Here is a 19353-nt window from a genome sequence, read left to right as displayed (position 1 = left end):
ACCACCATCACCACCAGAAAGAGGCACTTTTCGTGCGTAGGAACATCAAGATCACCGCGGCTGCCGCCGCCACCGCCGCCCTCGCCTTCGGCCTCACCGCCTGCGGCACCTCGTCCGACCCGGACACCAAGAGCGAGACCGGCGCCAAGGCCGACACCTCCAAGGCGCTCGTCGTCGCCGCGTCCCCGACGCCGCACGCCGACATCCTGGGCTTCGTCCAGAAGAACCTGGCGGAGAAGGCCGGCCTCAAGCTGGAGGTCAAGGAGTTCACGGACTACGTCCTGCCGAACACCGCCACCGAGACCGGCCAGGTCGACGCCAACTTCTTCCAGCACCAGCCCTACCTGGACGACTTCAACAAGAAGAACAACACCCACCTGGTCTCCGTCGGCACCGTTCACCTGGAGCCGCTCGGCCTGTACTCCAAGAAGGTCAAGGACCTCAAGGACATCAAGGCCGGCCAGACCGTCGCCGTGCCCAACGACACCACCAACGAGGGCCGCGCACTCCAGCTCCTCGCCGAGAACGGCCTCATCACCCTCAAGGACGGCGTCGGCACCAGCGCCAAGCTGAGCGACATCACCGACAAGAAGGGCCTGGAGTTCAAGGAGCTGGAGGCCGCCACCGTGCCCCGCGCCCTGGACGACGTCGATGCCGCCGTCATCAACGGCAACTACGCGATCCAGGCCGACCTCAAGCCCGCCAAGGACTCCCTCGCGCTGGAGAAGGCCGACGGCAACCCCTACGCCAACATCATCGCCGTGAAGAAGGGCAACGAGAAGGACGCCCGCGTCCAGAAGCTCGTGAAGCTCCTGCACTCCGACGAGGTCAAGAAGTTCATCGAGGACACCTACCAGGGCTCCGTCGTCCCGGCCTTCGGCACCGCCGCCAAGCCCTGACACCCGCACGGCATTTGTCCGACGAGCCCCGCGCACCCCACCCGGGAGGCGCGGGGCTCCGCCGTGCGGACCCGCCCATGCGCACCACCGCCCCGATGCTGCATGCTGTGCCTTTAACGGTCTTCGGCATGGAGCTGCGCATGACTTCCACCTTTCCGGACATCTCCATCAGCACGGATCGGTTGGTGCTGCGCCCCTTCGACATGGCGGACGTCCCCGCGTACATCGAGATGATGAACGACGAACTCGTCGTCGCCTGGACCGAGGCCCCCTACCCCTACACCCAGGTCGACGCCGAACGCTGGGTCCGCAGGATCGCCCCCGCCCAGCGCACCGGCGGTGACGGCATCGTCCTCGCCGTCACCGAATTCCTCACCCAGCGCCTGGTCGGCTCGGTCCGGCTCCGCAACACCGACTGGCGCACCCGCGCCACCGAGGCGGCCTACATCACCGCCCCCTGGGCCCGCGGCGAGGGATACGCCACCGAGTCCGTGCTCGCGCTGGCCCAGTGGCTCTTCCGCGACCAGGGCTTCGAACGCATCGAGCTGCGCACCGCCGCCGACAACACCGCCTCGCAACAGGTGGCCCAGAAGCTCGGCTGCATCAGCGAGGGTGTCCTGCGCAACGCCCGGATAGCGCGGACCCGGACCGAGAACGGCACGGACGGCGGCTGGACCGACATCAGGACCGACCTGATCGTCTGGGGCCTGCTCCCCGAGGACCTCGAAGGCGTTGCCGAGCAGCTCGCCGAAGCGGGCGGCTACGGCGCCTACAACGACTGGAACTGACCCCGCGAAGGGGCCCCGACACCGCGTCGGCACGGACCGGGTACTCTCACCCTGCCCGACTCACACCACCATCCCCACCTGCGACGACTCCAGGAGACTGACGACAGATGGCCGATCGGGTCACCGTGATCGGCTGGGACGGCTCACCACTGACGGCAGCGGCCACCGCCGCCCTCTCGGCCGCCACGCTCGTCGCCGGAGCCGCCCACCACCTCGCACTTCCCGAAGTCCCGGCGAACGCCGAACGCATCCGCCTGGGCTCCATCGACCTGGCCGCCCGCCGGATCGCCGGCCACCGGGGCAGCGCCGTGGTCCTCGCCGACGGGGATCCCGGCTTCTTCGGAGTCGTACGCAACCTCCGCGCACCCGAACACGGCCTGGAGGTCGAGGTGGTCCCGGCCGTGTCCTCGGTCGCCGCCGCCTTCGCCCGCGCGGGCATGCCGTGGGAGGACGCCCGGACGGTCGTCGCGCACCCCCGCACCCTGCGCCGCGCCGTGAACGTCTGCCGCGCCCACCACAAGGTCGCCGTCCTCACCTCGCCCGGCGCCGGACCCGCCGAACTCGCCCTGCTCCTCGAAGGCGTCCACCGCACCTTCGTCATCTGCGAGGAGCTCGGCACCAGCCGCGAACAGGTCACCGTCGTCACCTCCGAGAAGGCCGCCGACCACGTCTGGCGCGACCCCAACGTGGTCGTCGTCATCGGCGGCGGACCCGAACCGCAGGCCACCGGTGCCTGGATCGCGGGCGGCCTCCCCACCGGCCCCCACGACGTACGCGGCTGGGCACTGCCCACCGAGGCGTACGCGGGCGCGGACACCGGGGCCGCGACGGAGAGCGGCGAGGGCGGGTCCTCGGGGCTGCGCGCCGCCCAGCTGGCCCGCCTCGGCCCCCGTACCGGCGACCTCCTGTGGGACATCGGCTCCGGCAGCGGAGCCCTGGCCGTGGAGGCGGCCCGTTTCGGCGCGGCGGTCCTGGCGGTCGACAGCGACCCGGCCGCCTGCGCCCGGACCGCGGCGGCGGCGCGGACGTTCGGCGTACAGCTCCAGGTCGTCGAGGGCCTGGCCCCCCACGTGCTGGAACGGCTGCCGGAACCCGATGTCGTACGGATCGGGGGCGGCGGGGTTCCCGTCGTCACCGCCGTCACCGAACGACGGCCGGAACGCATCGTGACCCATGCCTCGACCCGGGACGAGGCCGAGGCGCTCGGAGCCGCCCTGAGCGGAAACGGATACACGGTCCGCTGCTCGCTCCTCCAGTCCGTCGAACTCGACACGGCAGCCTGGTCGGAGCGCGAACGCTCGGTCGTGTTTCTCCTGTCGGCGCTGCGTTCCGACCTCGCCCCGTGACCCGGTCGGCGTACAGCGGGAGGTAGGCTGGCCGATCGTTGTACCGCGCCCGGACGTTCGTCGCTTCGTTCGTCAATGTCCGGAAAAGGGGACCGTTTTGGCCCCCGTTGTGGTACGGCAGAACCGGGGGACGCGCGACGTGGCGCAGTCCACAGCGGGCCGTGGCGAAATGAGCTGCCGCGGCGGCGAACGACCGCGAGAATGCAGTATGTCCGCGACCGATTCGTGCCGCGCGGCGAGCCCGCTCGTTCTTGTTGACGAGCGCCGGCGTGCCGTGTTCGGGCGTCCCGGGCGAAGGGCCGAAGGAGCACTGACGATGGGCGAGGGGTACGCATGAGTGACACCGGCCAGATCCCGGTCGAGGGACTGCCGGAGAACGCAGGCACGGTGGAGCAGCCGGGCGTCGCCGCCCCGGACGCCTACACCTACCTCGCTCCCTCCGAGCATGTCTCCGAGGACGACGACCTCCTTCTGATGCCGAGCCCGCAGGGAGCCTGGAGCGACCCGCAGGCCGTACCGGCACCGGGCCAGTACCCCGAGGGCGTCGCCGCCCAGGCCCCGCTGCCCGGGCAGGGCGCCTATCAGGCCCAGCCCGTGGCACAGCCCTATGCCCAGCCGTCCGGTGAGACCCCCGTACAGCCCCAGGGCCCCGTCCAGGTGCAGGAGCCCGCCCAGGCCCAGGCCGCGGAGGCGCACGCCGCACAGCAGGCGGTGGCGGAGCAGCTGCCCGAAACCGGCCGGGGAACCCACGAGTCCGGTGGCCGCGACTCCGGTTCGGTCGACCTGACGGGCGTGCGCATCCCGCCGCCCGCCCCGGCCCCCGCCCCCGCTCCGGCCGCCCAGACCCAGAACCCGGCGCGCCGGCCGCTGCACCGCGGCCCGGTCGTGCCCGACGGCACGCCGTCCTACGGCGGTGCGCCGACCGGCGGAGTCGTGCGTTCGCTCGCCGACCGCGGACCCGCGGGCGCGCCCCAGGCGCAGGCCCGCACCCAGGCCCCCGCACGCCACGCCGGACCGCCGACCACCGGCCCGGAGTACTTCGAGCTGCCGACCGACGACGCGTCGGCGCTGCCGGGCCCGCAGCTCGGCGAGATCCTGCCGCAGGGCGGTAGCCCGTGGGGGGCCCAGGCCCCGGCCCCGCAGCCGGAGGCCGCACCCGTGGCCGCAGAATCGGTCGTTCCGGAGCAGACAGCCCCGAAGCAGGCCGTCGTGGAGCAGACCGTCGTGGAGCAGGCTGTCCCGGAGCAGACCGTTTCGGAGCCGGTCGTTTCGGAGCCGGCCGCCTCCGAGCCGGTCGCCGAGTCGGTGCCGGTGCCCGAGGCGCAGCCCGTCCGGCCCGCTCCGGTCGCGGCACCGGAGGCCGTGGCCGCTCCGGCTCCCGCCGCCGAACCGGTACCGGCCGAGGCCGGGACGCCCGCGGAGATCCCGGCGGGGATCCCGGCCGGGATCCCCGCCGGGATCCCCGCCGAAGCGGTCGCGCCGCAGGAAGGCGCGCAAGCCGTACCCATGGGTCAGTTCGTGCCCGTGGAAGGTTCGGTGCCGACGACTCCGCACCTGGCCCCGACCCCCGCGGCCGAGGAGAACGTCGCGGCGGAGCCCGAAGCCGAAGCCGAGGCCGAGGTCGAGGTCGCGGCAGAGCCCGAGCCCGAGCGCGTGCCGATCGCCATGGGGCCCGTGGCGCCGGTGGAGCCCGTCGTGGCCGAGGCCGTCGTCGAGACTTCCGAGACGGTCGAGCCCGCCGCGACCGCCGAGGTCGTCGAGCCCGCCGCGGCCCCCGTGGCCGAGGCCCCGGCGGTGTCCGAGCCGGAGCCCGAACAGGGGCCCGAGGTCATCGAGACCCCGGACATCACGCCCCTCGCGGAGGCCGTGGAGGCCGTTCCCGTCGCGGAGCCCGGCCCGGTGGCCGCCGCACAGCCCGAGGCGCAGCCCGAAGCCCTGCCTGCCGAAGTCCAGGTCCAGGAGCCCGCCGAGGCGGCCCCGGCCCCGGCCCTTGAGCCGGAAGCCGCTGAAACCGGGGCCCCGGAGGCACCGGACGCCTCCGACGTCCCCGAGACCTCCGAGCCCGAAGAGGCCGCGGCGCCCGCCGGCCCGCCGGCCCCCGGCTACGACGACGCCGAGCGCGAGGCGGTGCTCCGCGTCATGCGTGAGCGCCGTGACATCCGTAACGGCTTCCGCAGCGACCCCATCCCGCACGAGGTTCTGCTCCGCGTCCTGGAAGCCGCGCACACGGCGCCCAGCGTCGGCCACTCGCAGCCCTGGGACTTCGTCGTCATCCGCTCCGCGGAGACCCGTCGCTCCATGCACGAACTGGCACAGCGTCAGCGCGACGCCTACGCCAAGTCGCTGCCCAAGGGCCGGGCCAAGCAGTTCAAGGAACTGAAGATCGAGGCCATCCTCGACACCCCGGTGAACATCGTCGTCACCGCGGACCCCACCCGCGGCGGCCGCCACACCCTCGGTCGGCACACCCAGCCGCAGATGGCCCCGTACTCCTCCGCGCTCGCCGTCGAGAACCTCTGGCTCGCCGCCCGCGCCGAGGGCCTCGGTGTCGGCTGGGTCAGCTTCTTCGACGAGCGTGAGATGGTCCGGGCCCTCGGCCTGCCGGAGCACCTCGAAGTCGTGGCGTACCTGTGCGTCGGTTACGTCGACGAGTTCCCCGAGGAGCCCGAGCTGATGCAGGCGGGCTGGTCCAAGCGACGCCCGCTGTCCTGGGTCGTCCACGAGGAGACCTACGGCCGCCGCGCCCTGCCCGGCGAGGAGCCGCACGACCTGCTGCAGGAGACCATCTCCAGCATCCGCCCGCTGGACGCCAAGGCGCTCGGCGAGGCGTGGGAACGCCAGAAGCGGATGACCAAGCCCGCCGGCGCGCTCGGCATGCTGGAGATCATCTCGGCGCAGCTGTCCGGACTCTCCCGGATGTGCCCGCCGCCGATCCCCGAGCCCGCGGCCGTCGCGATCTTCGCGGGCGACCACGGGGTGCACGCCCAGGGCGTCACGGCCTGGCCGCAGGAGGTCACCGGCCAGATGGTCGCCAACTTCCTCGGCGGCGGCGCGGTCTGCAACGCCTTCGCGGCCCAGGTGGGCGCCGAGGTGTGCGTGGTCGACGTCGGCGTGGCCATGGAGCTGCCCGCGACGCCCGGCCTGCTGCCCCGCAAGGTGCGCGCCGGAACGGCCGACTTCACCACCGGCCCCGCGCTCACCCGCGAGGAGGTGCTCGCCGCGATCGAGGTCGGCATCGAGACCGCCCGCGATCTCGTCGCGGCAGGCAACAAGGGCCTGCTCACCGGCGAGATGGGCATCGCCAACACCACGGCGTCCGCCGCGTTGATCTGCGTGTACACGGGTATGGACCCGGCCGAGGTGACCGGTCGCGGCACCGGCATCAACGACGAGATGCACGCCCGCAAGGTCGACGTCGTACGCCGTGCCCTCGAACTGCACCAGCCCGACCCGTCCGACCCGATCGGCGTGCTCGCCGCGGTCGGCGGCCTGGAGCACGCCGCGATGGCGGGCTTCCTGCTGGGCGGCGCCTCGCTCCGTACACCCGTCATCCTGGACGGCGTCAGCGCGGGTGCCGCGGCCCTGGTCGCACGGGCGATCGCCCCCGAGGCCCTCGCCGCCTGCATCGCGGGCCACCGCAGCGCCGAGCCCGGCCACGTCGCCGCCCTCAACAAGCTGGGCCTGCGCCCGCTGGTCGACCTCGACCTCCGCCTCGGCGAAGGCACCGGGGCGCTGCTGGCGCTGCCGATCGTGCAGAGCGCGGCGCGGGCGATGCACGAAGTGGCGACGTTCGACTCGGCGGGCGTCACCGAGAAGTAGTACCCGGCCACGGCCGACCCGGCCCGGCGCCATGAGCGCCGGGCCGGGTACGTGGTTTCCGGCAGGGGCCACGGTTTCGGGCGAGACAGCCTCCGCCCGCGCCCCGACGCACCCCGTATCGTGGACCCACGCCCACAAAACCGCACGTCACAGCCGCTCCACCGTCGCAGCGGCCCGCACCCCGCACCGCACGAGGAGTCCGCACCGCCATGGCCGAGCACGCCGATCACCCCGCGTACCCCGTCGGACTGCGCCTGAGCGGGCGCCGCGTCGTCGTCGTCGGCGGCGGCCAGGTCGCGCAGCGCCGCCTGCCCACGCTCATCGCGGCCGGCGCCGACATCACCCTCGTGTCGCCGTCCGCGACCCCTGCCGTCGAGGCGATGGCCGACGCCGGTGAGATCCGCTGGGAGCGCCGCCGGTACGAGGACGGGGACCTGACCGACACCTGGTACGCGCTCATCGCCTCCGACGACGACGCCGCGAACGACGCCGCGTCCGCCGAGGCCGAGCGCACCCGCACCTGGTGCGTGCGCAGCGACAACGCCGATGTGGCGACCGCCTGGACCCCGGCGACCGGCCGCAGCGAAGGCGTGACCGTCGCCGTCCTGTCCACCGACGCCCAGGGCCGCGACCCGCGCCACTCCGCCGCCGTCCGCGACGCCATCGTCGAGGGACTGCGCGACGGCACGCTCGCCGCCCCGCACCACCGCACCCGGCCCACTCCCGGAGTCTCCCTGGTCGGCGGCGGCCCCGGCGACCCCGACCTGATCACGGTGCGCGGCCGCCGCCTCCTCGCCGAGGCCGACGTCGTCATCGCCGACCGGCTCGGACCGCGCGACCTGCTCGACGAACTGCCGCCGCACGTCCAGGTGATCGACGCGTCGAAGATCCCGTACGGCCGCTTCATGGCGCAGGAGGCGATCAACCAGGCGCTCATCGAGCACGCCAGGGCCGGCAAGGCCGTCGTACGGCTCAAGGGCGGCGACCCGTTCGTCTTCGGCCGGGGCATGGAAGAGGCACAGGCGCTCGCCGCCGAGGGCATCCCGTGCACCGTCGTCCCCGGCATCTCCAGCTCGATCTCCGTGCCCGGCGCGGCCGGAATTCCCGTCACCCACCGCGGGGTCGCCCACGAGTTCACCGTCGTCAGCGGCCATGTCGCCCCCGACGACGAGCGCTCGCTGGTCGACTGGGAGGCGATCGCCAGGCTGCGCGGCACCCTGGTCCTGCTGATGGCAGTCGACAAGATCGGCGCCATCGCCGCGGCCCTCGTCGCCCACGGCAAGTCCCCGGACACCCCGGTCGCCCTGGTCCAGGAGGGCACCACGGCCGCCCAGCGCCGCGTCGATGCGACGCTCGCCACCGTCGTCGAACGGGCCGCCGCCGAGGACGTACGTCCCCCCGCGGTCATCGTCATCGGCGATGTCGTCGCGGTCGGCGTCGGCGTCGGCGCCGGCACCGCACCGCGCCCCGCCGAGTAGCCGGCCGGGACACCACCCGCACCCTCACCGAGTAACCAGCGGTAACGGATCTTCCTCCGAGCCGTTGGCACCACACACCGGACAAGGCAGTATCAAACCCGTGGCTGATCTCATCACCGTCGACGACCCCGACGACCCCCGACTGCGTGACTACACCGGACTGACCGACGTCGAACTCCGGCGCAGGCGAGAGCCCGCGGAGGGCCTCTTCATCGCCGAGGGCGAGAAGGTCATCAGGCGTGCCAGGCACGCCGGTTACGAGATGCGCTCGATGCTGCTCTCGGCGAAGTGGGTCGACCTCATGCGGGACGTCATCGACGAGGTCCCGGCCCCGGTGTACGCGGTCAGCCCCGAACTCGCCGAGCGGGTCACCGGCTACCACGTGCACCGCGGCGCGCTCGCCTCGATGCAGCGCAAACCGCTGCCGACGGCCGACGAACTGCTGACGACGGCCCGACGGGTCGTCGTCATGGAGGCCGTCAACGACCACACCAACATCGGGGCGATCTTCCGCAGCGCCGCCGCCCTCGGCATGGACGCCGTGCTGCTCTCCCCGGACTGCGCCGACCCGCTCTACCGGCGCTCCGTCAAGGTCTCGATGGGCGCGGTCTTCTCCGTCCCCTATGCCCGTCTCGGCACCTGGCCCAAGGACCTGGAGACCGTACGGGAAGCGGGCTTCCGGCTCCTCGCGCTGACCCCGGACGAAAAGGCCGGCAGCATCGACGAGGCGGCACCGCACCGGATGGACAGGGTGGCCCTGATGCTGGGCGCCGAGGGCGACGGACTGTCGACCCGGGCCCTGGTCGCCGCCGACGAATGGGTACGCATTCCGATGGCGCACGGCGTCGACTCGCTCAACGTGGGAGCGGCCGCGGCGGTCGCCTTCTACGCGGTGGCATCGGGCCGCCCGCAGAACTGACCGGGCGACTGGGCGGGCGACCGCCCGACCAGCCGCCCGACCAGCCGCCCGGCTAGAGCGAGTCCGGCCGCAGGTCCCGGGACGGCGTCTCGATCAGGGCGTGACTCCGGTCCTGCTTGGGGCCCGGATCCGTCCCCAGCCCCCGGGACGGCCCCTGACAGCCCTGGGCCGCCGCGATGCCGAGCGCCACCAGCAGCGTCACCACGACGAAGACGACGAGCCGCTGACGCAGCAGCCGGGGGTTGGCGGGACGCAGCCCCGCCGAAGTCGTACGGGCCCCGGGCCGCGTTCCCGGCCGGCCGTTCGCGCCGTTCGTACCCTGCGGGCGACGCCCGGACCGGGTGGTGTTGCGCGGCGGCTGATGCTGCTGGGGGCGTGAACCACCGGTCCGGGGAGCGGAGGACCGCGACGAGGAGGACGGCCTGCTGCCCTGCGGTTGCTTCTGCTTCTGCTGACGGGGCGCGGGAGGAGCCGCCCGCCGGGTCTGCTGCTCGGTGTACGGGCCGTCGAGACGGCCGGTCGGCCGGTCCAGTTCCTGCGCCGAACGCTGCACGGGCGGCCGGCTCTCGTGCAACCCCTGCGCCTCCCGCGCCGCGATCTCCTTGAGCCGCATGGAGAGTTGGAGCGTGCTCGGCCGCTCCTCCGGATCCTTCGCCAGACAGGCGCTCACCAGCGGTGCGAGGGCATCGTGCACATCGCGCAACTGGGCCTCCTCGTGCACCACGCGGTACAGCATCACCTCGGAACTGCCGTGCCCGAAGGGCGAGTCGGCCATGGCCGCGTAGGCGAGCGTGGCCCCGAGCGAGAACACATCGGTCGCGGGCGTCACGGCCGCGCCGCGCACCTGCTCGGGCGCCAGGAATCCCGGCGATCCCACCGCCGTACCGACGTGGGTGAGCGTGGAGGCCCCGGTCGCCCAGGCGATCCCGAAGTCGATGATCCGGGGGCCCTTGGGGGAGAGCAGGATGTTCGACGGCTTCAGGTCGCGGTGGACGACCCCGGCCTCGTGCACCGCCACCAGGCCCTCGGAGAGCGCGGCCCCGATCGAGGCCACCTCGGCCGCCGACAGCGGCCCCTCCTCGGCGACCTTGTCGTGCAGCGAGGGGCCCGGTACGTACTGTGTGGCGAACCACGGACGGTCCGCCTCCAGGTCCGCGGCCACCAGGCGCGCCGTGCAGCCGCCCCGGATCCGCCGTGCGGCGGACACCTCGCGGGCGAAACGGGAGCGGAATTCCTGATCCTCCGCCAGGTCCGGGCGGATTACCTTCAGCGCCACCCGCTGGCCCCGCCGGTCCGAGCCCAGATAGACGACACCCATGCCGCCCGCACCGAGCCGCCGGTGCAGCCTGAACGAGCCGACGACACGCGGGTCCTCGCGCCGGAGCCGCATCATCGCCATGTCTGCCCATCCCCGCTGCCTGGTCCGCCTGACGAGGCACAGCTTACGTACCCGGCGCCCGGGGTGCTCAGAGGCCGCGCCCTCACCGGCCGATCGATTGTCCTTGCGCGGCCCGCTCCCTGACGGGGAATGGGGCCCGGGCGACAGCCGCGCCGGACGGGCCCGGCCCCCAAGACGGTTGCGGCGAGCGGTGGTTGGAGCACCACCGGACATCCGCCGTACGACGCCGGCCTCGGCCGGGACACGCGCCCGCGGCCCCCCGTCGGCGCACCGGGGGAGGGCCGCCGGGAAGCGGGGGAGGGAAGGGTGAGTGAAGTCACGGTGCCCGTCGCCGTGCGGGCCGGTGGGCCGCGTCGCACAACGGCTCCCACGCCGCGCGAACATCGCCGCCCGACGCGGGTACCCCTCCGGGATGTCCCCGGGGTCGGGCGCCCGGTCTCCACCCAGGGGAGTACGCCGACGGCCCGGGGCTCATCCTCCGGGAGGCCCGGCAATCGGTACGCGGGCATGACGCCCGCAGCACGCCGCGTCCCTAATGTTGAGGTCAAGCGGCGGGCGCCATACTCGTCCCCCGAGGTCACACGCCCGCCGCCCCACATCGAGTCAGGAGAGGAACCATGGCGGACACGGCACCGCGGACCATGATCCGCGCAGGACGCAGGGCCCAAGCCTCGTTCGGCGGCCGCCCGTCCTCCGGCACGCGCCACCCGCTGGTGGCGACGGCGATGGTTCTTCCTCTGGCGGCCCTGCTCGTGGTCGTCTTCGGCGGCTGGGACGCAGTGGTCACACAGGCGTCGTCCGTGGGCGTGATGCTGGGGCGCTGAGCGGCGCCCCGGGTCCGGAAGAGCGGTCCGGACCGGGACATCCGGCCAACAACCCCGTGGGGACGGGGGTGCGGCGGACGGCAGCGTTTGTCCGGTCAGCTGGGGAGCTGACCGGACATCGCGCTTTCCGGAGCCGTTCACGGCCCGCGGCGACCCTGCCGCCGGGCCGTGAACGGCTCCGGCACAGCTGCGTTCACCGTCGCCCCGAGCATCGATCCGGCGCACCAGCGTTCATCGCCGCCCCGCGAAACCCGCCCCGCGAAGACTGCGGGCGCCGTGGCGTTCACCGCCGTCCACGACCGGCTCCGGCGCGTACGCTCGTCGGCGGGCCCGGTGCGGACCGGGCCCGCCCGTACCAGTCCGCCACCGGGGGAGACCGTGACCACCGCAGTCGTACGCGCGCTGGGTGATCTCGCCCATCGGGCTGCCCACGAACACCCCGGAGCCCGGTGTGCCTGCTCGCCTCCGACGGTGCTCGCGGACCGTGCGGACGGCACGGTGGTCCGCAGCGGGGCCGTCGTCGCCAAGGCCCACGCCCCCGACACGGACACCCCCGGCCTGCTCACCCGCCTCACCCTCGCGAACGACCCCCGTCTCACCGGCATCCTGCTCGCACCGCTGCCACCCGGCCCCTGCGCACCGCCCACCACCCTCCACGGCCGCCCGGTCACCCTCTGGCCCCACGGCCGGCCCGTCGACCCCGGTGACCCGGACACCGCCCCCTGGGAGGAGGCCGCCGTTCTGCTGGCCGGGCTGCACCGGACCCCGGCCCCGGCCTCCCTCGCGCTCCCGCCCATGCGGGGCCCCGCGAAGGCCGCGCTCGCCGTCGCCCGGATGCGCGCCGCCCGGCCCGGCGACCCGGCCACCGCTCCCGTACTCGAAGCCTGGCGCCGACTGCCGGCGTGGGCCCGCGACGAGGCCGCCGCACCCCCGCACAGGTCGCGCTTCCTCTGCCACGGCGATCTGCACCTCGGCCAACTCGTCCGTCACCCCGCCCCGCACGGACCCTGGCTGCTCATCGACGTGGACGACGCGGGTCTCGGCGACCCCGCCTGGGACCTCGCCCGCCCCGCGGCCTGGTACGCGGCCGGGATCCTGCCCCCCGAGGTCTGGCTCCGCTTCCTGGACGCCTACCGGGCGGCGGGCGGCCCCGCCGTGTGCGCCGAGGGCGACCCCTGGCCGGACCTGGATGTGCCGGCCCGCGCGCTGACCGTGCAGGCCGCAGCGCTGGCATTCGCCAAGTCGGCGGTGGAGGACCGGACTCCGGATGAGGTGGAAGAGACAATGATCGACGCCTGTGCCCGAATTGCATCTCTCCCGCCCGAGTTGGGCGCCGAACACTCGTCGTAGGCTGAACCGACCGTCGGCGGGCATGAATTCCGGCGACGGCGACCCGACGGCGAGGAGTGAGCCGAACCATGCAGTGTCCCAAGTGCCACGCACAGATGCACACGTATAACCGCAACGGCATACAGATCGAGCAGTGCAGCGGCTGCCGGGGAATCTTCCTCGACTACGGCGAGCTGGAGTCCCTCACCCGCATCGAGGCGCAGTGGACGCAGCAGGCCCCGCCCCCGCCGCCGGCCCCGCAGGCGTACCCGGCCGCCCCGGCGCCCGCCTGGGGCGCCCCGCAGCACCATGGCGGCCACGGTGGTCACTACCGCCACAAGAGCTTCGGCCGCATGCTCTTCTCGTCCTGAACGGGACACCACCCGAACGGGACACCACCGCTGAGTGCGTGACCGCGGGCCCGGACGCGTTCCGTCCGGGCCCGCGGTGCGTCCGCGCCCGAATCCGCCCGCCGGGAACGACGTACTCCGGAAACGACGAAGCCCCGATCGTCGGGACGACCGGGGCTTCTGGTGGTGCGCGATACTGGGATTGAACCAGTGACCTCTTCCGTGTCAGGGAAGCGCTCTCCCGCTGAGCTAATCGCGCAGGGTGAACCTGCGTGTACTGCGTGCGCGATACTGGGATTGAACCAGTGACCTCTTCCGTGTCAGGGAAGCGCTCTCCCGCTGAGCTAATCGCGCGGGGATCCTTGCGGACCAGTGGACGATACTGGGATTGAACCAGTGACCTCTTCCGTGTCAGGGAAGCGCTCTCCCGCTGAGCTAATCGTCCTTGGAGGTGGAGACGGGATTTGAACCCGTGTAGACGGCTTTGCAGGCCGTTGCCTCGCCTCTCGGCCACTCCACCAGGAGCGGGGGTTCGGGAAGATCCCCCACTTTTTGCGAGCGGACGACCAGGTTCGAACTGGCGACCTCAACCTTGGCAAGGTTGCGCTCTACCAACTGAGCTACGTCCGCTTGTCTTTCCCGGTTCACTCGCGTGTCCCGGCGACGTGTTGAACTCTAGCGGATTCCCGGGCCAGTACAAAAACGCGTTTGTGCAGCGTGCTGAGGTGCGCCTGCCCGGCGCAGGTCGTCGCGGCCCGCCCTAGACTCGACGACGTGCACGACCTCGCTCCAATAGCCCGCTTCGGCGGCCTCGTCGCGTCCGATCTGCGGGACGTGACCAGTGATCCCGCAGCCCTTGAATCGTCCGGGTTCTGGGCCGTATCCGCCGATTTCGGGGGCCGCCTCGTCTGCGCGCGCTTCGGCTCCGTACGCACCGAAGCGGTGCCCGCCCCCGTGCCGGGTGCCTGGCACGGGCCCGCGACCGGTGACTGGACCTCGTCCCTGGACCGCGCCGCGTACATCGCGGGCGTACGGCGGATCCGCGAGTACATCGCGGCGGGCGAGGTCTACCAGGCCAACCTCTGCCGGGTGCTGACCGCGCCGCTGCCCGATCCGGCCGCCGCCGACGTTGACGCGCTGACCGCGCTGCTGGCCCGCGGCAACCCCGCCCCGTACGCGGGCACGATCCGGCTGCCCGCGCACGGCGTGGAGACAGCCACCGCGTCCCCCGAACTCTTCCTGAGGCGGGACGGCCGGACCGTCGAATCGGGTCCGATCAAGGGCACCGGGCGCACCGAGGACGATCTGCTGGAGAAGGACCACGCGGAGAACGTGATGATCGTCGACCTGGTCCGCAACGACCTGGGCCGGGTCTGCGCGACCGGATCGGTCACCGTTCCCGACCTCTGCGTGGTCGAGAAGCACCCCGGCCTGGTCCACCTCGTCTCCACCGTGCGCGGTGAGCTCGCCGAGGGCGTCGGCTGGCCCGGACTCCTCGGCGCCGCGTTCCCGCCCGGCTCCGTCACGGGAGCGCCCAAGTCCAGCGCCCTGCGGATCATCGAGGAGCTGGAGACCGCACCGCGCGGGCCCTACTGCGGGGGCATCGGCTGGGTCGACGCCGATCGCCGTACCGCCTCGCTCGCCGTCGGCATACGTACCTTCTGGATCGACCGGACCGGTCCCGCGCCGGTCCTCCGCTTCGGCACCGGGGCCGGCATCACCTGGGGCTCCGATCCGGAACGCGAGTGGGACGAGACCGAACTCAAGGCGTCCAGACTGCTCGCTGTGGCATCGGGCGATCACGGAACAACAGGAAGGACCGCGTGATGAGGATTTGGGTCAACGGCGAACTGCGCGACGCCGAGGACGCCAGGGTGTCCGTGCTCGACCACGGACTCACCGTGGGGGACGGCGTCTTCGAGACGGTCAAGACCGTCGGCGGCAGGCCCTTCGCCCTCACCCGCCACCTCGACCGGCTGGCCCGTTCGGCCCGGGGCCTCGGACTCCCCGCCCCCGACCTCGACGAGGTCCGCCGCGCCTGCGCCGACGTCATCGACGCCAACCCGATGGCACTCGGCAGGCTCCGCATCACCTACACCGGCGGGCTCTCCCCGCTGGGCTCCGACCGCGGCGACGCCGGACCCGGCCTCGTCGTCGCCCTCGGCGAGGCGGCCCGCCGTCCCGACACCACCGCCGTGATCACCGTCCCCTGGACGCGCAACGAACGCGGCGCGCTCACCGGCCTCAAGACCACCTCGTACGCCGAGAACGTCGTCGCCCTCGCCCGCGCACACGAGCACGGCGCCTCGGAGGCGCTCTTCGCCAACACCGCGGGGCAGCTCTGCGAAGGCACCGGATCCAACGTCTTCGTCGTCCTCGACGGGCAGCTGCACACCCCGCCGGTCGCCTCCGGCTGCCTCGCCGGGATCACCCGCGCGCTGGCCGCGGAGTGGACGGGCGCTCAGGAGACCGAGCTGCCGTTCGACGTCCTGGAGCGGGCCGAGGAGATCTTCCTCACCTCCACCCTGCGCGATGTGCAGGCCGTCGGCCGGGTGGACGGCAGGGAGCTGCCCGGCGGGGTCGGCCCCGTGACCGCCAAGGCGATGCGGATCTTCGACGAGCGGGCCGGAAACGACCTCGACCCGTAGAGCCGGGCATGTCCGCCCCGGAAATCGGGTGACGAAGCGGGCTCCAGCGGATAGAACATCTCCGATGACCACCACCCTCCGGCCGACCGGGCCGATTCAGCAAGGCGCCGACGGCGCGCAGACCCGCGCGTACGACGTGTGCGACAACGGGCGGCCCGTCGGCGCCGTCGAGATCGGCACCGATCCCGGATTCGGTGCGAAGGCGGGCGTGCTGCGCTCCCTGCACATCGACGAGTCCCGCCGCAGGCGCGGTCGCGGCACCATCGCGGCGCTGGCGGCCGAAGAGGTGCTGCGCGGCTGGGGCTGCACCCGGACGAGCGTGATGGTCCCGGCGGACGATCCGGCGGGGCACGCGCTCGCCACCACACTGGGGTACACCGAGCGCAGCCGGAACATGGTCAAACAACTGGAACCGACCCCGCCCGCCCTGCCCTCCTCCGTCACGGCCCGGCCGATGACGGAGGAGGAGTTCGCGCACTGGGAGCGCGACGCGATCACCGAGTACGCGCAGACCTGGATCGAACGCGGAGTCCCCGCGGACCAGGCCATGCGGAAGGCCGAGACCAGCCACGCCCAGAACCTGCCGCACGGCCTCGCCACCGAGGGAACGCACATGCACGTCCTCGTGCACGAGGGCGAGGCCGTGGGACAGGTCTGGGTGGCGCGGTTCGAAATGCATCCGGGGATGCTGGTGGGCTACGTCTTCGACGTCGAGGTGCACGCCGAGTTCCGGGGGCGGGGGTTCGGCCGGGCGCTGATGCTCCAGGCGGAACGCATCGCGCTCGGCGCGGGCGACGACCGGCTGGGGCTGCACGTCCTCGCGTCCAACACACCTGCCCTGCGGCTGTACGAGTCGCTCGGCTACCGTACGACTCTGCACAACCTGGTCAAGAGCCTCTGAGGGGCGGACCGTCCGGCGAGTGCCGGGCCGCTCAGCCGCGCTCGGCGAGCAGCCGGTCGGCGATCTCCTCGATCCGCCCGCGCAGCCCGTCCTGGCTGCTGCCGCCGTCCAGCCGCTCGTCGCCGATCACATACGTCGGGGTGCCGGTGACGCCGATCGCCTTGCCCTCGGCCTGGTCGGCGTCGACGATCAGCATGTGGCGCCCGTCGATCAGCGCGGTGTCCATCTCCTCGGGGTCCAGGCCGAGTTCCCGCGCCACCTCGACGAGCAGCGGCTCACCGGTGCGGGCGAGGTCGTCGGTACGGGCGAGCACCGCCTCGATGTACGGCCAGCCCTTTCCCTGGTCCGCAGCCTCCTCGGCAGCCTGCGCGGCGGCGTAGGCGTGCTTGTGCTTCTCCAGCGGGAAGTGCCGCAGCCGCACCTCCAGCCGGTCGCCGTACTTGGCCCGCAGGGCGTGCACATCGGTGAGGGCCTGATGACAGTCGGGGCACTGGAGCTCGCACCAGACGTCGAGGACGACGGGGGCCGCAGGGGTGGAATCGCTCATGCGGCCAGTCTCCCAGGGCGTGCGCGAGCCTCCCAATCGGCACCCGGTCCACCGGGGCCGCGTACGGCCGGCCCGGCGCCGATCGGCACCTGGGGAGGATCCCGGCCCTGAAATGTCCCTGATGCCGTCCCGGATCGTGGCCACCGGGCCGGTCACCGGTGCAGGATGGAAGGGACGTTTCCCCGTGCGCCAGGAGGCACCGATGCTTGCCGAGACCATCTGCTCCGCGGTGTCCGCGGCGGGCCTGGGCATCGCCGCCGTCACCGCCTGGCGAAAGCGTTTCCTCGCCGCGACCCGCATCGCCGCCTACTCCCTCGTCCCGATCGCGCTGGTCCTGACCGGGATCGTGGACTGGGTGGCCGGGATCGCCTTCAAGCCGAGTGTCTGGCTCGGTTTCGGGCTGCTCGGGGTGGCGTGGCTGCTGTTCATGACGACCCGGGCGATCGAGCGCCGCGGCGGCGGCACCCGCAAGGAGCGCCGGGCCGCCGCGCGGGGAGCACAGGGCGAGGCGGTCGCCCCCGCGGCCTCGGCGCCCTCCCTGGGCGCAGGAACCCAGGGGACGAGGGCGCAGCCGAAGGCGAAGCCCCGGCAGCAGTCCGCCGCCGCGCCGGGCGAGGACTTCAGCGACATCGAGGCCATCCTGAAGAAGCACGGCATCTGATCCCTGTCTCTGCCCATGCCGCTGTCTCTGTCTCGCCCCGGCTCCGGAGGGCCGGGGCGGTCGGTCCCTGAGTGGTGAATCGATTCATGGATGATTGTTGACGGTGTACAGACGCGGAGCTAGCTTGTGGCGACCGGATTGAAACAGTTCATCCGCGGAGAGGGGCGGCTCGGGGAGCCGGGCTCTCCGGTACGGGACCGGGCCGCCCCGCGACGCCGTCCGTACGATGGGGACACGCCGCGGACCGGTGCGGACGAAGGCAGCAGTGGGGCAGGGCAAGTGGCGCGTGTGGCAGGGATCAAGGATGTGGCCCGGGAGGCCGGAGTCTCCGTGGGCACCGTGTCCAACGTGATCAACCGGCCCGAGGCGGTGCTGCCGGAGACCCGCGCCCGGGTGCTCGCCGCCATCGAGGAACTCGGGTACGTACGCAGCGAGTCGGCGCGCCAGCTCAGGGCGGGCCGCAGCCGGATCATGGCCCTGCTCGTACTGGACATGGGCAACCCGTTCTTCGTGGACGTGGCCCGCGGCGCCGAGCGCGCCGCCCGGGCGGCCGGTCTCGGTGTCATGGTCTGCAACAGCGACCAGAGCCCGACGGAGGAGGCCGAGTACCTCGGGCTCTTCGCCGAACAGCGGGTCTGCGGCGTCCTGGTCACCCCGGCCGACGCGAGCGGCCGGAACCTGGAGGCGTTCGCCCGTCACCGGATCCCCTACGTGCTGGTGGACCGGGTGGCGCCGGGCACGGGGACCTGCGCGGTCTCCGTCGACGACGTCCGCGGCGGCTCCCTCGCCGTCGGCCATCTGGTCTCGGCCGGCCACCGCTCGGTGGCGTACGTGAGCGGTCCGGGCGACCTCCATCAGATCCGGGACCGGCGCGAAGGCGCTCTGGCGGCTCTCGCGGACGCCGGGCTGCCGCCCGGGGCGCTCGTCGAGATCCCCTCCGACCGGCTGGACGTGTCGGCCGGGCGCGATGCCGGGGCCCGGCTGCTCGGCCTGGTGCCCCGGCCGACCGCGGTGTTCTGCGCCAACGACCTGCTCGCCCTGGGGGTGCTCCAGGCGCTGTACGCGGCGGGCGTCCGGGTTCCGCAGGACATCGCCATCGTCGGCTACGACGACATCGAATTCGCCGCCGCCGCCGCGGTACCGCTCACCTCGGTCCGCCAGCCCGCGGTCGTCATGGGCCGGATGGCCGCGGAGCTCCTGCTGGAGGAGTCGGACGACGAGGGCGGCACGCACGAGCACCGCAGCGTGGTGCTCCAGCCGGAGCTCGTGGTGCGGGCGTCCAGCTCGACACCGCGCTGAGTCGGCGGAGCGGAGGCCGCCGGGACGTGCCGGCTCCATCCCGAATTCGCCGCGTGCCGAACGGAGCCGGCCAGTGGCGGCGGTGTCCTGGTGTTCCGCTCGGGGGAGTCGGGGTGCGTGGCGCTCCGGGCGCGGCGCCGAATGTG

The 19353-nt window shown here is 72.9% G+C and carries 16 protein-coding genes and 5 tRNA genes; 14 read left to right on the top strand and 7 right to left on the bottom strand.

The annotated features are described in order from the left end of the window. Positions 1–32: 32 nt before the first annotated feature. From ACGF8B_RS16235 to ACGF8B_RS16210, 6 genes are all read left to right on the top strand, one after another. Complete coding sequence (locus ACGF8B_RS16235) at positions 33–899, top strand: MetQ/NlpA family ABC transporter substrate-binding protein (RefSeq protein ID WP_392738731.1); 867 nt, start codon at positions 33–35, stop codon at positions 897–899. A 140-nt stretch (positions 900–1039) separates the two neighbouring features. Next, positions 1040–1687, top strand: a complete 648-nt coding sequence (locus ACGF8B_RS16230; protein WP_392738728.1) for a GNAT family N-acetyltransferase — start codon at positions 1040–1042, stop codon at positions 1685–1687. Positions 1688–1794: 107 nt separating this feature from the next. Then, a complete protein-coding gene (gene cbiE, locus ACGF8B_RS16225; protein ID WP_392738725.1) occupies positions 1795–3033 on the top strand; it encodes a precorrin-6y C5,15-methyltransferase (decarboxylating) subunit CbiE in 1239 nt (412 codons plus the stop codon). A 333-nt stretch (positions 3034–3366) separates the two neighbouring features. Beyond that, the gene (cobT, locus tag ACGF8B_RS16220; protein WP_392738722.1) at positions 3367–6852 is read left to right on the top strand and encodes a nicotinate-nucleotide--dimethylbenzimidazole phosphoribosyltransferase; all 3486 of its coding nucleotides are present in this window, start codon (positions 3367–3369) and stop codon (positions 6850–6852) included. 209 nt (positions 6853–7061) lie between these two features. Next, a complete protein-coding gene (cobA, locus tag ACGF8B_RS16215) occupies positions 7062–8330 on the top strand; it encodes a uroporphyrinogen-III C-methyltransferase (protein WP_392738719.1) in 1269 nt (422 codons plus the stop codon). A 100-nt stretch (positions 8331–8430) separates the two neighbouring features. Continuing rightward, complete coding sequence (locus tag ACGF8B_RS16210) at positions 8431–9249, top strand: RNA methyltransferase (RefSeq protein WP_342279809.1); 819 nt, start codon at positions 8431–8433, stop codon at positions 9247–9249. 52 nt (positions 9250–9301) lie between these two features. On the opposite strand, the gene ACGF8B_RS16205 is transcribed toward ACGF8B_RS16210, so the two are convergent. Beyond that, the gene (locus ACGF8B_RS16205; RefSeq protein WP_392738715.1) at positions 9302–10648 is read right to left on the bottom strand and encodes a serine/threonine-protein kinase; all 1347 of its coding nucleotides are present in this window, start codon (positions 10646–10648) and stop codon (positions 9302–9304) included. Positions 10649–11265: 617 nt separating this feature from the next. Here ACGF8B_RS16205 and ACGF8B_RS16200 point away from each other — a divergent pair. The 3 genes from ACGF8B_RS16200 to ACGF8B_RS16190 all read left to right on the top strand — a co-directional run bounded on the left by ACGF8B_RS16200 (position 11266) and on the right by ACGF8B_RS16190 (position 13172). Beyond that, entirely contained in the window at positions 11266–11472 is a 207-nt protein-coding gene (locus ACGF8B_RS16200; protein ID WP_392738712.1) for a hypothetical protein, read from the top strand. Between the two features lie 378 nt (positions 11473–11850). Continuing rightward, positions 11851–12822 carry a phosphotransferase gene (locus ACGF8B_RS16195; RefSeq protein ID WP_392738710.1) on the top strand — a complete coding sequence of 324 codons (972 nt, stop codon included), beginning with the start codon at positions 11851–11853 and terminating at the stop codon, positions 12820–12822. A 68-nt stretch (positions 12823–12890) separates the two neighbouring features. After that, complete coding sequence (locus ACGF8B_RS16190; protein WP_392738707.1) at positions 12891–13172, top strand: zf-TFIIB domain-containing protein; 282 nt, start codon at positions 12891–12893, stop codon at positions 13170–13172. Positions 13173–13335: 163 nt separating this feature from the next. Here the strand turns inward: ACGF8B_RS16190 and ACGF8B_RS16185 are convergent. From ACGF8B_RS16185 to ACGF8B_RS16165, 5 genes are all read right to left on the bottom strand, one after another. Then, positions 13336–13410 (bottom strand) — tRNA-Val (locus tag ACGF8B_RS16185). Positions 13411–13433: 23 nt separating this feature from the next. Beyond that, positions 13434–13505 (bottom strand) — tRNA-Val (locus ACGF8B_RS16180). 19 nt (positions 13506–13524) lie between these two features. Next, positions 13525–13596: transfer RNA gene (locus tag ACGF8B_RS16175), tRNA-Val, on the bottom strand. A gap of 1 nt (position 13597) precedes the next feature. Beyond that, a tRNA-Cys gene (locus ACGF8B_RS16170) sits at positions 13598–13671 on the bottom strand. 37 nt (positions 13672–13708) lie between these two features. Next, positions 13709–13781 (bottom strand) — tRNA-Gly (locus tag ACGF8B_RS16165). 144 nt (positions 13782–13925) lie between these two features. On the opposite strand from ACGF8B_RS16165, the gene ACGF8B_RS16160 reads away from it, so the two are divergent. The 3 genes from ACGF8B_RS16160 to ACGF8B_RS16150 all read left to right on the top strand — a co-directional run bounded on the left by ACGF8B_RS16160 (position 13926) and on the right by ACGF8B_RS16150 (position 16700). Beyond that, positions 13926–14978 (top strand): chorismate-binding protein, encoded by a 1053-nt coding sequence (locus tag ACGF8B_RS16160; protein ID WP_392738704.1) that lies wholly within the window; start codon positions 13926–13928, stop codon positions 14976–14978. Continuing rightward, positions 14978–15799, top strand: coding sequence for an aminotransferase class IV (locus ACGF8B_RS16155; RefSeq protein ID WP_392738702.1), 822 nt, complete (start codon positions 14978–14980; stop codon positions 15797–15799). Before ACGF8B_RS16160 ends, ACGF8B_RS16155 begins: the two co-directional genes overlap by 1 nt. A 64-nt stretch (positions 15800–15863) precedes the next feature. Beyond that, positions 15864–16700 (top strand): GNAT family N-acetyltransferase, encoded by an 837-nt coding sequence (locus tag ACGF8B_RS16150; RefSeq protein ID WP_392738700.1) that lies wholly within the window; start codon positions 15864–15866, stop codon positions 16698–16700. Between the two features lie 31 nt (positions 16701–16731). Here the strand turns inward: ACGF8B_RS16150 and ACGF8B_RS16145 are convergent, their stop codons facing one another. Next, positions 16732–17247: a DsbA family protein gene (locus ACGF8B_RS16145; RefSeq protein ID WP_392738697.1), complete on the bottom strand. Its 516-nt coding sequence runs from the start codon at positions 17245–17247 to the stop codon at positions 16732–16734. A gap of 202 nt (positions 17248–17449) precedes the next feature. On the opposite strand from ACGF8B_RS16145, the gene ACGF8B_RS16140 reads away from it, so the two are divergent. Both ACGF8B_RS16140 and ACGF8B_RS16135 read left to right on the top strand, forming a co-directional pair. Continuing rightward, entirely contained in the window at positions 17450–17908 is a 459-nt protein-coding gene (locus ACGF8B_RS16140) for a hypothetical protein (RefSeq protein WP_342279816.1), read from the top strand. Positions 17909–18187: 279 nt separating this feature from the next. Next, positions 18188–19207, top strand: coding sequence for a LacI family DNA-binding transcriptional regulator (locus ACGF8B_RS16135; protein WP_392738695.1), 1020 nt, complete (start codon positions 18188–18190; stop codon positions 19205–19207). Positions 19208–19353 lie beyond the last annotated feature (146 nt).

It is taken from the genome of Streptomyces sp. NPDC047917 (assembly GCF_043204345.1).
In the GTDB taxonomy this organism is placed as follows: domain Bacteria; phylum Actinomycetota; class Actinomycetes; order Streptomycetales; family Streptomycetaceae; genus Streptomyces; species Streptomyces sanglieri.
This window is presented reverse-complemented; position numbering and strand designations above follow the sequence as displayed.

What these genes read in the sequence shown, in the direction of transcription:
- ACGF8B_RS16230 (WP_392738728.1), top strand. Translation starts at nt 1,040, where the DNA reads ATGACTTCCACCTTTCCGGACATCTCCATCAGCACGGATCGGTTGGTG.
- cbiE (WP_392738725.1), top strand. Translation starts at nt 1,795, where the DNA reads ATGGCCGATCGGGTCACCGTGATCGGCTGGGACGGCTCACCACTGACG.
- cobT (WP_392738722.1), top strand. Translation starts at nt 3,367, where the DNA reads ATGAGTGACACCGGCCAGATCCCGGTCGAGGGACTGCCGGAGAACGCA.
- cobA (WP_392738719.1), top strand. Translation starts at nt 7,062, where the DNA reads ATGGCCGAGCACGCCGATCACCCCGCGTACCCCGTCGGACTGCGCCTG.
- ACGF8B_RS16205 (WP_392738715.1), bottom strand. Translation starts at nt 10,648, where the DNA reads ATGGCGATGATGCGGCTCCGGCGCGAGGACCCGCGTGTCGTCGGCTCG.
- ACGF8B_RS16200 (WP_392738712.1), top strand. Translation starts at nt 11,266, where the DNA reads ATGGCGGACACGGCACCGCGGACCATGATCCGCGCAGGACGCAGGGCC.
- ACGF8B_RS16190 (WP_392738707.1), top strand. Translation starts at nt 12,891, where the DNA reads ATGCAGTGTCCCAAGTGCCACGCACAGATGCACACGTATAACCGCAAC.
- ACGF8B_RS16155 (WP_392738702.1), top strand. Translation starts at nt 14,978, where the DNA reads ATGAGGATTTGGGTCAACGGCGAACTGCGCGACGCCGAGGACGCCAGG.
- ACGF8B_RS16150 (WP_392738700.1), top strand. Translation starts at nt 15,864, where the DNA reads ATGACCACCACCCTCCGGCCGACCGGGCCGATTCAGCAAGGCGCCGAC.
- ACGF8B_RS16145 (WP_392738697.1), bottom strand. Translation starts at nt 17,247, where the DNA reads ATGAGCGATTCCACCCCTGCGGCCCCCGTCGTCCTCGACGTCTGGTGC.
- ACGF8B_RS16140 (WP_342279816.1), top strand. Translation starts at nt 17,450, where the DNA reads ATGCTTGCCGAGACCATCTGCTCCGCGGTGTCCGCGGCGGGCCTGGGC.